The 13191-nt window shown below is 45.3% G+C and carries 17 protein-coding genes; 5 read left to right on the forward strand and 12 right to left on the reverse strand.

The window, feature by feature from the left end:
* Positions 1 to 91: 91 nt before the first annotated feature.
* Positions 92 to 547 carry a peptide-methionine (R)-S-oxide reductase MsrB gene (gene msrB, locus BTA31_RS13730; RefSeq protein ID WP_076792468.1) on the reverse strand — a complete coding sequence of 152 codons (456 nt, stop codon included), beginning with the start codon at positions 545 to 547 and terminating at the stop codon, positions 92 to 94.
* The gene (gene msrA / locus BTA31_RS13735; RefSeq protein ID WP_076792471.1) at positions 534 to 1079 is read right to left on the reverse strand and encodes a peptide-methionine (S)-S-oxide reductase MsrA; all 546 of its coding nucleotides are present in this window, start codon (positions 1077 to 1079) and stop codon (positions 534 to 536) included. Before msrA ends, msrB begins: the two co-directional genes overlap by 14 nt.
* 372 nt (positions 1080 to 1451) lie before the next feature.
* Here msrA and BTA31_RS13740 point away from each other — a divergent pair, with 372 nt between their 5' ends.
* Positions 1452 to 1886 carry a MarR family transcriptional regulator gene (locus BTA31_RS13740; RefSeq protein ID WP_003182782.1) on the forward strand — a complete coding sequence of 145 codons (435 nt, stop codon included), beginning with the start codon at positions 1452 to 1454 and terminating at the stop codon, positions 1884 to 1886.
* A gap of 66 nt (positions 1887 to 1952) precedes the next feature.
* Positions 1953 to 2204, forward strand: coding sequence for a DNA alkylation repair protein (locus BTA31_RS13745; protein WP_076792474.1), 252 nt, complete (start codon positions 1953 to 1955; stop codon positions 2202 to 2204).
* Between the two features lie 60 nt (positions 2205 to 2264).
* Here BTA31_RS13745 and BTA31_RS13750 read toward each other — a convergent pair whose 3' ends face one another.
* Both BTA31_RS13750 and BTA31_RS13755 read right to left on the reverse strand, forming a co-directional pair.
* Positions 2265 to 3353, reverse strand: coding sequence for a GGDEF domain-containing protein (locus BTA31_RS13750; protein WP_076792477.1), 1089 nt, complete (start codon positions 3351 to 3353; stop codon positions 2265 to 2267).
* Positions 3354 to 3485: 132 nt separating this feature from the next.
* Positions 3486 to 4817 carry an MATE family efflux transporter gene (locus BTA31_RS13755; protein WP_076792479.1) on the reverse strand — a complete coding sequence of 444 codons (1332 nt, stop codon included), beginning with the start codon at positions 4815 to 4817 and terminating at the stop codon, positions 3486 to 3488.
* A 95-nt stretch (positions 4818 to 4912) separates the two neighbouring features.
* Between BTA31_RS13755 and BTA31_RS13760 the strand changes: the two genes are divergently transcribed.
* The gene (locus BTA31_RS13760) at positions 4913 to 5617 is read left to right on the forward strand and encodes a DUF4397 domain-containing protein (protein WP_076792482.1); all 705 of its coding nucleotides are present in this window, start codon (positions 4913 to 4915) and stop codon (positions 5615 to 5617) included.
* Between the two features lie 96 nt (positions 5618 to 5713).
* Here the strand turns inward: BTA31_RS13760 and ypmT are convergent, their stop codons facing one another.
* From ypmT to ilvA, 7 genes are all read right to left on the reverse strand, one after another.
* Positions 5714 to 5914: a protein YpmT gene (gene ypmT / locus BTA31_RS13765; RefSeq protein WP_003182792.1), complete on the reverse strand. Its 201-nt coding sequence runs from the start codon at positions 5912 to 5914 to the stop codon at positions 5714 to 5716.
* A 31-nt stretch (positions 5915 to 5945) separates the two neighbouring features.
* Positions 5946 to 6518 (reverse strand): YpmS family protein, encoded by a 573-nt coding sequence (locus tag BTA31_RS13770; RefSeq protein ID WP_076792829.1) that lies wholly within the window; start codon positions 6516 to 6518, stop codon positions 5946 to 5948.
* Positions 6519 to 6528: 10 nt separating this feature from the next.
* Positions 6529 to 7281, reverse strand: coding sequence for an SGNH/GDSL hydrolase family protein (locus BTA31_RS13775; protein WP_076792485.1), 753 nt, complete (start codon positions 7279 to 7281; stop codon positions 6529 to 6531).
* Positions 7282 to 7423: 142 nt separating this feature from the next.
* Positions 7424 to 8014 (reverse strand): SCO family protein, encoded by a 591-nt coding sequence (locus BTA31_RS13780; protein ID WP_076792832.1) that lies wholly within the window; start codon positions 8012 to 8014, stop codon positions 7424 to 7426.
* A gap of 8 nt (positions 8015 to 8022) precedes the next feature.
* The gene (locus BTA31_RS13785; RefSeq protein ID WP_076792487.1) at positions 8023 to 8865 is read right to left on the reverse strand and encodes a DegV family protein; all 843 of its coding nucleotides are present in this window, start codon (positions 8863 to 8865) and stop codon (positions 8023 to 8025) included.
* A gap of 152 nt (positions 8866 to 9017) precedes the next feature.
* Positions 9018 to 9269, reverse strand: coding sequence for a YpmP family protein (locus tag BTA31_RS13790; protein WP_043926921.1), 252 nt, complete (start codon positions 9267 to 9269; stop codon positions 9018 to 9020).
* A gap of 92 nt (positions 9270 to 9361) precedes the next feature.
* Complete coding sequence (gene ilvA / locus BTA31_RS13795) at positions 9362 to 10630, reverse strand: threonine ammonia-lyase IlvA (RefSeq protein WP_076792490.1); 1269 nt, start codon at positions 10628 to 10630, stop codon at positions 9362 to 9364.
* Between the two features lie 231 nt (positions 10631 to 10861).
* On the opposite strand from ilvA, the gene BTA31_RS13800 reads away from it, so the two are divergent.
* Together BTA31_RS13800 and trhA are read left to right on the forward strand one after the other, a co-directional pair.
* Entirely contained in the window at positions 10862 to 11863 is a 1002-nt protein-coding gene (locus BTA31_RS13800; RefSeq protein ID WP_076792492.1) for a sigma 54-interacting transcriptional regulator, read from the forward strand.
* 15 nt (positions 11864 to 11878) lie between these two features.
* Positions 11879 to 12520 (forward strand): PAQR family membrane homeostasis protein TrhA, encoded by a 642-nt coding sequence (gene trhA, locus BTA31_RS13805; RefSeq protein ID WP_003182805.1) that lies wholly within the window; start codon positions 11879 to 11881, stop codon positions 12518 to 12520.
* 40 nt (positions 12521 to 12560) lie between these two features.
* Here trhA and BTA31_RS13810 read toward each other — a convergent pair whose 3' ends face one another.
* Positions 12561 to 13184, reverse strand: coding sequence for a hypothetical protein (locus tag BTA31_RS13810; RefSeq protein WP_076792495.1), 624 nt, complete (start codon positions 13182 to 13184; stop codon positions 12561 to 12563).
* Positions 13185 to 13191: the final 7 nt, after the last annotated feature.

Consider the following 13191-nt stretch of genomic DNA (forward strand, 5'->3'; position numbering starts at 1 on the left):
TCTATTATAATGTTTTTTCGCTTTCAGAGCAGAAAATCCTCTAAAAAAAGATGACCCTTTGAAAAAAGGATCATCTTGGATGCTGCTCTCCTCAGCTTTCCTCTCCGGATTTCTTGCGTTCAAACAGCTTGACATATTCGCCGTACCCTTCTTTCTCAAGGTCATCCTTCGGCACAAACCGGAGGGCCGCTGAATTGATGCAATAGCGCAGGCCATCCGGTCCGGGTCCGTCCGGGAACACGTGTCCAAGATGGGAATCGGCAGACTTGCTTCTCACTTCAGTCCGAACCATGCCGTGTGAAGTATCAAGTTTTTCTTCGATCTCCCCGGTATCGACCGGTTTTGTAAAGCTTGGCCAGCCGCAGTGTGCGTCAAATTTGTCAAGCGACGAAAACAGCGGTTTCCCCGAAACAATATCGACATAGATTCCGTCTTCGCGCAGATCCCAGTATTCGTTTTGGAATGGAGGCTCCGTCCCGTTTTTCTGCGTCACTTCATATTGCATCCGGGTCAGCTGCTTCAGCCGTTCTTCTTTATTGTTCGTCATGCTTTCGCCCCCAATGCTGTTGTAAAAATCCTTCTCTTCCGCTTCCGATCCGATACTGTGTGTAGCGTTCGGGATGCTTTTTATGATAATCCTGGTGATACTCTTCAGCCGGATAAAATGGGCCGGCTTCCAGAATGTCGGTCGCGATCGGATCTTTAAAGATGCCGCTTTCTTCAAGCTTTTTCTTCGATTCCTCAGCTAGTTTCCGCTGCTTGTCATGATGGTAAAAAATCGCTGTCCGGTAAGACTCGCCTCGATCTGCGAATTGTCCTCCGCTGTCAGTAGGATCGATTTGCTGCCAGTAGAGTTCCAGCAGTTTTTCGTATGGAAAGACATCGGGATCAAACGTGATTTGCACCGCTTCCCTATGTCCCGTTGTATTGCTGCAAACCTCTTCATAGGTCGGATTTTCCGTACGGCCGCCGGTATAGCCGGATTCGACTTTTATAATGCCCGGCTGTTCGTCAAAAGGCTTGACCATACACCAAAAGCAGCCTCCGGCAAATGTGGCGAGTTCTCGTTTTTCAGCCATCGTTCTGCCTCCTTCTTTTCAACATGTGTTGGGAACCATTATATCACAGCATGCTCATTTTTAAGCCCGCTCCCGCTCATCGTAAACAACTTTTGACACATTCATCAGCCGCTGCCTGAAAAGAAAAAATGACAATAATATGTCATTGTCATCACCATATTCTAAGAAACAGCAGTATTCATCTATCATGGCCATGAACCGTTGTTCAATTGATGGTCAAATGAACTAAAAATCTTCTGAAACATACACTTGAAAAGCAAAAATTATGGTATCATAGTGATATCATGTTCATGAAAAATAATATTCATGCTGATTCGGTCATTCCTTTTTTAAAAAAGCTGAAATTTGCTACTTATATGGAGGGGCGAAATTTTGAAAGTTAGAGAACAAATGATGTATGATATGGAAGCACTGCTTCGCACAGTATTTAAACAGATACGTGATGAGATAAATGAGCTGCTCGAAAAAGAGATGTCCCGCAATGAATTCATGATTCTCCGCCTGCTGAGCGAGCAAGGTCCGAAGAAAGTCACGGAGTTTGCAACGATTCTAGGCGTTTCTGCGAGCCATATCACAGCTGTAACCGATGCATTGGTTGAAAAAGGCTGGATCACGAGAGTCCGGTCAAAAGAAGACAGACGGATCATCAAAATCCATCTGACAGACGCAGGAAAAGAAATTATCAGATATTTCGAAGAAAAGAAAACGGAATATTATTTCAAGCGCTTCAGCAGCTACAGTGATGAAGAGCTGAAAACGCTGATTGAACTGTTCAGCAAATTGGACAAAAAACGGGAACAGCGCTGACCCGGACTTTACATAAATGGGCCTGAATCTGTGCACCTTAAAATAAAAAAGAGGTGTACTGACTTTATGACAGCTCCTTATCTTTGTCCAAACTGCAAAACAAACCGAACACGGTTCAACTTAATCGAACAGTCCCCGACATCCGTTAAGATTGATCCGGCAACAGGAGAGATCATGGAAACGTATTCAGATGACGAGCTTTCTCCATTTCACCTGCCGTACAACGGCCCTGCCATAAAAGTGCAGTGCGGCGCGTGCGGATTAATCGAAGATGAGAAGACATTTGTCAAACTTGCGGAATTCGATAAACGAACATAAAAAAGACAGGATAGATGGACATCGTTTCATCTATCCTTTTTCGTTCAGCTTAACGTGATTTCAAACGGAGGTGCACACCCGGTTTCTCCCAAGGTGTTTAGCCCTGTACAAACATTGATCGGCTTTTTCAATCAACTCGTCAGTACTGTGAATGACCTCCGGAAAGGCCGCAACTCCAATCGAAACCGTAATATGAATCTTTTTAGAATGAGAAATGAAAAAAGTGTGTGTTTCCACTTCCTTGCGTATCCTTTCAGCAATCTCTGCCGCCTGCGAATGGGAACTGTTCGGCAATATGACCGAAAACTCTTCTCCGCCGTTTCTTGATACGATATCCTCCGTACGTGTTGACTTTTTTAAAATCGTTCCTAATTCTTTTAAAATCACGTCTCCATTTGAATGTCCGTACGTATCATTAATCGTTTTGAAATAATCGATATCGATCATAAGCAAAGACAGTTTCTCGTTCTTCTCCTTTGCGTTTGAAATATGAGCATTCCATATCGCATCAAAACGGCGGACATTATTCAATCCCGTTAAATAATCAATCGACGATTCCTCTTCATACTTTTTTAACAGAAAATGAGATTTTCTTAAATATGAGACGACGTATACTGACGTAAAGCCGCCGATAGTAGATAAAATCCAGAACCACGTCAATAAAATTTTCACTAAGTAGAAATCGTGGAGGAGCATCAAGATCACAATTGAAATCGCCACATTGGCAAAAATGACTAATGCGAATGTCTTTTGATAAGTGTCAGCATCTTTATCCATGATCCGGAGGATGAGATAATATCCCATGAATATAACGATCATTCCGATGAGCGCAGCAATCGCAGATGTACTTCCCCCGTAAACAAACCTTCCTCCTATAATCAGCAGAGAACAGATGAATGCCGGAAAGGTGCCCGTAAATAAAAACAAAATCATGACGGGCACATAACGCAAATCAACGAGCGTCTCATCGGTTGCCTGGATCGAAAAGAACATGAGCACATTTCCGAGCAACCCGCCCGTGATGCCGTCAATCCAATCAAGTTGTTTGCTTGTAGCTTTTCGGGAGAAAATATTCCACTTTAGCTGAGTGTAAATAAAGAGCGAAGTAATTAAAATGCACAAATTCAAATATAAATCGATTAAAAACATGACAAGCCCCCAGCACCAAACTCGTTTTATATTGTATATATCGTCAATTATTAAGACGTTAAAAGCATTTTTGTTCCTTTGCTTCAGACGCCCGGCGGGAGCTGGCTTTGTGGGCTTGCCGCAGGAGGTTGCTCACTTTTCAAATAGAACGAGGTGCTTCCACTTCCCGTAGCGGTAATATAAAAAAGCAGTCAGGCTGCTCAGCATAAAGCTCATTCCGATACCAAGGGCTATGCCGTTCTCGCCAAGCCACTTTGAAAATAGGTATGTAAACGGATAGCGCAAAGCCCAAAAAGAAATCACGTTCAGCACCAAAATTTGAAACATCGCTCCGGCTGCCCTTACAACACCGTTTAACACAAAGTTAATTCCGATAAACGGATAGAAAAAAGCAATCGTTTTTAAATACTCTTCCCCGAATGCGGCTGAATCGGCTTCCGAAATAAACAGCCTGACCGCGTGATAGCCTGTCAGAAATATCGCGGCACTGACGGCAGCCATAAACAGCAGGACATAAATGACGCCGTAATGTGCGATTTTTTTCGTACGCTCCATGTCGCCGCTGCCGACGGTTTGGCCAGCCATACTGTTGACAGCCGTGCCGATGGCCATCGCCGGGAGAATCAGCAGGCTGTCAAGCCGCTGTACCGCGCCAAACCCTGACACAACACTTTCTCCAAATGAATTGACAACGCTCATAATCGCCATCGAGCCTCCTGAAATCACCATCATTTGCAAGCCGGCAGGCACTCCGAGCTTTAAAATAACGGACGTCTCTTCCAGTGACGGAAGCGCCGGTTTTGAAAATGGAACAAGCTGCTTTCTCACTGTATAGACCACCCCGTAAATGAAAGCAATCCCTTGGGAAACGACGGTTGCATAGGCCGCTCCGGCAATTCCGAGATTGAATACCGAAATAAACAGCGGATCCATGAACAGGTTCAGGATGACGGCCAACAGGACGAAACGCAAAGGTGTTTGGCTGTCGCCGACCGCTCTTAACACTGTACTGATGAAATTATAGCCGAATAAAAATATAATGCCGATAAAATGAATGCTCAAATAGCTTGCAGCCAAATCCATCATATTGCCAGGCGTTTGAAGTAGCGAAAGCAGAGGCTCTGTGAAAAAATAGCCGATAACCCCGAGTAATACGCTCATCGCCGTCATCAGAACGACAAACGCATTGACATATGATGCAAGTCCCTTTTTATCCCCTTTTCCTTTTTGCTGCGCAAGAATCGTCAGCGCCGCATTGTTAACGCCCAATACGAACGACAGCACCGTAAAGAAAACCGTCCCTGAGACGGCCGCAGCACCGAGAGCTTTTGCCCCGAGCAGATTTCCGACCCACAAGCTGTCGACGAATTGAAATGAAATCTGCAAAAGATTGGCTAAAATGATCGGTCCGGAAAAATAGACCAGCTGTTTAAACACATTTCCGTATGTAAAATCCGTTTTCATTGTTTTCTCCTTTAATCTGTCGTCTTGATCGCGATGTGACCGATGGCTTTGCAGCCTCATATGATGTCAGAAAGCATGCAAAGGGGCGTGACAAGATGTTCTCTACAGTTCATGATGCCCGTCAAATGGCGGAAGGCTTTCGGAGGAACTGCTATCATGTTCCGCCTGCCGAGGCGCCCTTTTATTTTCGAAACAGCGGAAAAGCAGTGATGATCAGACTGCTCCACGCGGCTCCTCACACCGACAATCTCGACGTATTCGTAAACGGAATATCCGTTTTTCAAAACGTCTCCTATACAGATTTATCTTCTTATGTCCGGTTTCCTGCCGGCCGTATTCAAATCGATGTTTTCCGAAGAGGCAGGGCGCACGGTCCCCTGCTGACGGCACAGTATCACCTGATCCGCGGCGGGTACTGCACGGTTGCCGTCACAGGCACAGCCGCAAAGCTCGTTCCCGTCGGAATGTACGACCAGCCTGCGGCTGATCCGGAAAGCCGCAGCATCCGCTGCGTCCATCTCTCACCGGACTCCCCAGCTCTTGACTTTGCAGTGCAAAACGGACCTGTCCTGTTTTCCGGCGTCCCCTTTCAATCGGTTACCCCGTACATCCCGGTGCGTTCACAGAAAATCGACGTGGAGCTGAGGGCCGCCGCTTCAACAGCAGTCCTGCTGAAAGCCCCGAGGATCACGCTTCATGCCGGCGAATCCACAACGTTGTATGGCCTCGGTTTCGTCAACGGCTCTCCTGCTCTCGAAATAAAAGCGGCGCCGTTTCCTGTCAAAGCTCCGCCTTCATAGCGAAAAAAAAGAGACCCGATGTCTCTTTTACAGTTTGCTGAATGCAGGGACAACAAAATCCTAAAACGATCTCATGTTTTAGGATTTTGCCGGCAATTATTGATTGTGATGGTCAGTTTTTTTGTGTTTTTTCGCATCAAGCGTAAAGATCATAATGCTTAAAAACAACGCACAATACCCGATGTTCAAATACATCTTGTCCATGTTTTCATCGACGAAACTGAAGGCGGCGAGACCGCCGAAGTACAGTGAAAACAACATAGACAGCAAGCTGAAATATGTGTAGATTCGTTCCATATGTTCACCCCTGTAACTCCCGCTGCACGATCTATGAATCTGTTTGTGCAGGCTGATAATAAACAAACTCGATTTGATCTTTTTCTAAATCAATGTCTTTTGCTTTCACATACATTCCGTTTTTAAGCGGCATCTCTGACAGACGAACTTGAATTTCTTTAGCGTCTGAACGAACGTGTACAAAATCAGGAAGATCATAAAATTGATCCATGTAGTTCAGCACCATCGATATCGGAACATTTAACTTGCCGATCGAAAATCTCGTCACGTCAAGGACCACATCTCCGTTTTTTTCCACCGTCGGCCGAAAGGACACCCTCGCATCGACTGTCGAGGAAAAAGCACGGATCGCACCGACGATGTGGAATTCATCATCGATTTCGATTTGATAGTCAAGATCCGGCGAAGACTCTTTTGCCAAATACGTGTTGATGAATGCGGCCAATGACTCTTTCGTGCTCGTCACGTTCAGTTGGTATTCACTCGGAGTCGGCCGCGACGGTTCCTTTTGACCGCCGGGCAGGAATATGAGAATGAAAATCCCGGCAAGTATGATGACGTTGACTGCTGCTAAAATTAAAAATAAGCTCTTCCATTTCTTCATTTTTTTCACCTTATTCTGCTGGGAGGTCTTCGTTTTTAATTTGTTCGTAAACGCGTTTCGCTATTAAAGAATACCCGTATTGATTAGGATGAAACTCATCTTCTGAAATCTTCTTTTCATCGCTGTATTCCTCAAAAATATCAGCGATATCCGCCATTTTCGTATTGGAGACCTTTTTCAGGCTTTTTTCTGCGCCTTCATTCCATTCGTCTACGACTTGGTCAACTTCCCTCAGTTCAGACAGCGTAAACTTAAACGGATTATACATGCTGACATAAATCAATTCAGCGCTGGCGTTTTGCTCTCTGATTTCCGCTAAAATATTCGAAAACCGCTTTTCAAACTGTTTTTGTTCAACGCGGAACGGTGTGAGCGTTAAGTGCGCGAAGTTTTGGCGGACGACTTTCATCAGGTCGTTACCCCCGATTGTAAACAAAATGTAGTCTGCATCTTTTAGGCCCTCTTGTACTTCTTTTTCTTTTAATCTTTCAAGCAGCTGATCAGTCCGGGAGCCTTTAACGGCATAATTTTTGACCGTTACGGACTTCACATCGCTCCGGCTTTCAAGCTCGTCGGCCACAATGCCGACATAGCCTTTCTTCTCTTGATCGCCTACCCCCTCTGTCAGAGAATCGCCCACTGCTGCAATCACGATATCGCGCTTAGGGGAGACCGATGTTTTTTCAACGCCCGCATTCCATTCCGTACAGGCTGAAAGCAGACAGACGAGGGTCATCATGACTGTTATAAACCGTATGTTCAATAATGATGCCCCTTCCTTCTAGATAACCTAAAAAAAAGTGTACCATGTTTTGATTCTTTTGAAAATCATTTGGCCGGTGTAAAAAAAAGCCTGTTTTCCGGTGGTCAGGAAACAGGCTTTCGCTGCAGGTCGCCCGTTCTTATCAACGGTTTTCCAGCGTCTTAATATCAGCGATGATTTCATCGTACGGCGTATTTTTTGCACCGTCATAATCCTTGACGACTTTGCCGTTTTGATCGACTAGATAAAATGACGATTGGTGAATCACCTGATCCTCATCTTCAGGTTTTTTTACGATTGATTTGAAGCTTTTCAGCGCAAACTTTTCGATTTCCTCTTGCGAGTATCCGGTTAAAAAATCCCAATTTTGAAAACTGAGCGGATAGTTGTCCGCAAATTTCTTCAATTTTTCAGGCGTATCATTTTCGGGGTCAACGCTGAATGAGACGATCCGGGCCTGCAGGTTTTCCTCTTCCATTTGTTTTTGCAGTTCAGCCATATGTGAAGTCATCGGCGGACAGATCGTTTCACAGTTCGTAAATATAAAGTCAGCCACCCAGACCTGGCCTTTTAAACTTTCAAGAGATACCGCTTTCCCGTCTTGATTTTGAAAAGAAAAAGACTGTACATCATAGTTTAAAGGATTTTCAATCTTGCTAGTTCCGCAGGACGAAAGAAACACTGTGAGAATACCTGCAAGGAAAATGCCAAAAATGTTTTTCAACCCTTCCATCCCCTTTTTCAATCAGTGTAAAAGGTAAAACCGATCGCTCCTTTTCCGGTATGAACCGAGATAATCGGCGTTGTGTATGAAATATCAATATCGATTCCCGGGATATGTTCAAGCAAAGAGTCTTTCAGCCGATGTGCGAGGTCAAGTGCATCGGCATGGGCGATTCCGATCGCCTGCACCGTCCTTCCCTTCACCGTGGAAAGAAATTGACCAGTTAAATAACGGATAAGCTGACTGCTGCTCCGGACATTTTTTTCAGGCGTATAGATTCCGTCCTCAAGCCTCGCGATCGGCTTAACCTTGAGCAACGAGCCGATCAACGCTTTTCCCCTCCCGATGCGGCCGCCTTTGATCAAGTTGTCAAAATGATCAATTGTCACATAGAGGGATGTCCGGTCGCGCAAGTTCTCCAAGTCTTTTACAATCGCTTCGGCCGTCATCCCCTCTTCGGCCAGCAAGGCGGCCCGCACGACCTGAAAACCGAGGCCTTTTGAAATATACATGGAATCAATCACCGTAATGTTCCCGTCGACCATATTTGAAGCGCTTACAGCCGTCTGGTATGTCCCGCTCAATTGGCTTGAGAGATGGATGCTGATCACTTCGCTTCCGTCAGCAGTCAGCTCTTCATACAGTTCGATAAAAGCGCCTAAAGGCGGCTGTGAACTTTTCGGGAGTTCTGCGGCTCTCTCCATTTTCTCAATAAATTCGTCCGGCTGAATATCGAATCTGTCTCTGTATACGGTGCCGTCGATCGATATCGAGAGCGGGAGAACGGAAATATGATATTCTCTGAGCAGTTCTTCGCTCAAGTCAGCGGTTGAGTCCGTTACAATTTTAATCCTTGTCAATCTCCTTCACATCCTGTCGGTTCAAATGGTGTGTTTTTTCCTAGTAAGGCCAAATCGGCATGAAAAATTCTTTGCCGGCCGAATGCCATCTTCCGCCCTTTTCAAAGCGGATTTGGGTCTCTTCATGGGCCGGCAAAGAATGCTATGAATTCTTATGCGTTATGCTTCAATTCTTCCTGTTGATAAATGGCCAGGTAATCCTGCCATTTCAATGCTCTCTTTAAGTATTCTCTAAAGGAATAGACGTTTTTTTTCCGCTTTGAGCAATAAAGCGTCTTTAAAAAGATTTCGAGCCTCAGATTGGCCATAAAAAAATGCGGGTCGTCCTCCTTAAGCAGGGGTATTTCCGTCACCTTCACCTTCTGTCCATCCGAACGTTTGAACTCCAGGCTTTTAAGTAACAAGCTATCAATCCTCATTTATGAGATATTTTCTTTATTATACATAATCTCAGGAGCCGTTGTCTGTGATTTATGCTTGTTTTCAAAAAAATTTCTTAAATCAGCAAATGAAAAAGCCCTTCATCTTTATTGACTTCGACATAGCGGAAGCCTTTCCTGTCCATCCTCGCGATCAGCGGTTCGTAGTCATCGCGCTGCTTTAATTCAATGCCGACGAGCGCAGGGCCGCTGCTTTTATTATTTTTCTTCGTATATTCAAACCGGGTGATATCGTCGGTCGGCCCGAGCACTTCATCTAAAAATTCGCGCAAAGCTCCCGCCCTTTGCGGAAAGTTCACAATGAAATAATGCTGGAGTCCTTCATACATCATCGATCTGTCTTTGATTTCCTGCATTCTGCCGATATCGTTGTTTCCTCCGCTCACGATGCATACGACATTTTCCCCTTTAATTTCATCCCTGTAAAGGTCTAAAGCGGCGATCGGCAGTGCTCCCGCAGGCTCGGCGACAATCGCGCATTGGTTGTACAGCTCAAGAATCGCGGTGCATACCTTTCCTTCAGGAACGAGCAAAATATCATCGACAACGGTTTCAAGCGTTTTAAATGTCTCTTCGCCAATTTTCTGGACAGCGGCTCCGTCTACAAATTTATCGATTTTCTCGAGGGTGACGACTTCGCCTTTTTTGTTTGATTCAAAAAGAGCCGGCGCGCCTTTAGGTTCAACCGCGATCAACTTTGTATCCGGGGACACGTTTTTCATGTAGGTTCCCACTCCTGAAAGCAGGCCGCCTCCGCCTACGCTTGCGAATAAATAATGGGGTTCAGTTTCGATATCGTTTAAGATTTCGACCGCGACCGTTCCCTGGCCAGCCATGACGGCAGGGTCGTCAAACGGGTGGATAAATGCGCGTTTTTCTTCCTCACAGCAGGCGACTGCGCTTTGATACGCATCATCGAACGTGTCGCCTGTCAGGATGATCTCGACGTATTCCTTGCCGAACAATTCGACTTGGGAAATTTTTTGCCTCGGGGTCGTTGACGGCATAAAAATCTTTCCGTGAATACCGAGATGTTTACAGGAAAAAGCGACTCCCTGTGCATGGTTTCCTGCACTGGCGCAGACCACCCCGTTTTTCGTCGTTTCTTTTGAAAGCTGCTTCATTTTATAATAGGCGCCTCTCAGTTTAAAAGAGCGGACAACCTGCAGGTCTTCTCTTTTTAAATATACGTTGCAATCGTACCTCTCGGACAGCCTCTCATTTTTTTGGAGAGGGGTATGAATAACAACATCTTTTACATTTTGGTGGGCTTTTAAAATGTCTTTGACTTGGATGAGAGAGTTTTCTTTAAGCAACGGTTTCATGTATAAGATCCTTTCTATTTAAAGCTTTATTTAATACGCCATTATATCATGAATATTCAAAATTTAAAGGGCCATTCTTTGTTATTTACAGAATATTATACACTTTCTCAATATATACGGGATTCTTTTCGATTTTTAATGTGCTGCCCATGCACTTTTTTTCAAAAAACTCTTTATTTGTTCTAATTGGGTGTTATAATAGAACCAATTGGAACCAAAAGGAGAACCGCCATGATTAAACACACGTATCCGCCCGTAGACTTCTCCGAGCTGATCGGGGAATGCGATTCCTTTTTGCAAACGAAAAACAGAGCGATACAATTCGCAGCATCTTCCCATCCGATTCTGATCCATGGGGAAACAGGCACAGGCAAAGAGCTGTTCGCCAAAGCCATTCACTCCGGATCATCGTTCAAGCATGATCCCTTCACACTAGTAAGCTGCAGCACGCTGGATGAAGATGAAACAGCTGAAGACTTTTTTCTTTCAGAGATGAATGAACCCGGGACCCTGTTTCTCGATGAAGTGTGGGGCCTTTCCTTGCCTCTTCAGGGCAAGCTTTTGGCAGCCATTGAAAAAGGGTTGCCAAAAAGACTGATCACGTCTTCAAGCGTACCTCTCGGTGAACGGATTGAAAGCAGCGAATTCCGCAAAGATCTGTACTACAGGCTCAATGTGCTCGACCTTCCGCTTCCCTCCCTTGCTGAAAGGCGAAGCGACATCCCCCTTCTCGTGCATCATTTTTTAAAAAGCGGGGATCATGACATATATGTCGAACCGGTCGTTTGGAAGGCTTTAGAGCAGCATGAGTTTGAGGGGAACGTCAGAGAACTCAAAAACATGACGGATTATATGAAAACCGTCTCAGACGGAAAAACGATTCAGCTTTACGACACACCGCCGGCGTTAAGAGAACAAATTGAAAAGAAGAAGCCAAAAGACAAAAAAACGGCTTCAACATCACTTACCTTAATGGAAAAAGAGGAGTTTGCGTTTTTGCTCGATACAATCAAGCAATTAAATGAAAAAGGAGAGCCTGCCAGTCGCAGGGTTCTGTCCGAGCTGAGCAAAAACGGCAAGTCGGAGCTTACACCCCAGCAAGTGCGAAGCAGATTGGATTATTTGGAAAAAAGAGAGTTTATTACAAAGGGCCGCGGAAGAGCCGGGACAAAAATCACACTTGAAGGCCTCCGTTTTTTAAGCTCTTTAAAGCATCACATTATTCAAGATTAGAAAGGGTGTCTTCGTATGTACACGATTAAAGAAGAAATTGCAAATGCAATAACCCATGGACTCGGCGTCCTCCTGTCAATTCCCGCCATCGTATTTTTAGTGATATTTGCGATCCGCTACGGAAGTCCGGTGGATGTTGTCAGCTTTTCAATTTTCGGCGCTTCCATGCTGTTCCTGTATTTAAGTTCAACCCTTCTGCACAGCATTCAGCACCAAAAAACGAAAGATATTCTTGAGATCATCGATCACTCAGCCATCTACGTACTGATTGCGGGCACATATACACCGCTGCTCCTCGGACCTTTGAAAGGCGCGCTTGGCTATACGATGCTTGCGGTCGTCTGGGGGCTTGCGATTGGCGGGGTTGTGTTTAAAATCTTTTTTGTGAAACGATTTATCGTGGTCAGCACACTGGTGTACCTTGTGATGGGCTGGATGGCAATCATTGCGATCAAGCCGCTTTATACGGCCTTGACCGGAGAAGGTTTCGCCCTGCTGCTCCTAGGGGGAATATTGTATTCTGTCGGAACCATCTTTTATTTATGGAGAAAGATCCCGTATCATCATGCGATTTGGCACACTTTCGTGCTCGGCGGCAGCGCCTCTATGTTTTTCTGCGTGCTTTTCTACGTGGCAAAGGTGCCGTTTGTATCATAAACGGCGAAAACCAGGCTTCCTTTATGGGAGCCTGGTTTTTTTATGCCTGAAGCTGTTTGTTTTCAGTCATGACGTATGCTGAGTGGATCGTCAAATCGATATCAGCAGGTCTCAGCCTCTTGAACAACTTGCCTTTCTTCATGTGATCCGTACCGGCTGTTTCGACTGCAACGATCGGAATGCCGAGCCTTTTGGATAAAGATTTGTAATCGAGTCCGTCATCTTCAGACAGAATAAAGCTTTGGCCTTTCCGGACGATCTCTTCCACTTCTTCAAGCAATGCTTCCTTGTCGGTACTTTTTCTGACCGCGGCCATTTTATTGAGCCAGCCGTTGATCAGCGGATAACGAAAGGCGCGCGGATCAGCAAAAAACGAGGCGGTTTTGTCAAGGTGTCCGAGCAGCACGGCGAGCTCTGACAGACCGAGCTTTGGGTGTACGTAAAGCACGGGACTCGCCGGCGATCTCCCGTTCTGATGGATGGAAACAGTCGAACCGGTTAAGCCGATGCACCCCCGCAAAAAAGCTTTCGGCTTATCAAAGACAGCTTCCATCTGATTGGCATACGAAAGGCGCGGGTCAAGTGTCTGCAGTGCCTGCAGGAGCTTGATATGCTTGATGAGCATATAGGCCGAATAAATCCATAAAAAACAATAGCGAAACATGAAAAAT

Origin of the sequence: Bacillus haynesii, assembly GCF_001969855.1 — a bacterium.
Classification (GTDB): domain Bacteria; phylum Bacillota; class Bacilli; order Bacillales; family Bacillaceae; genus Bacillus; species Bacillus haynesii.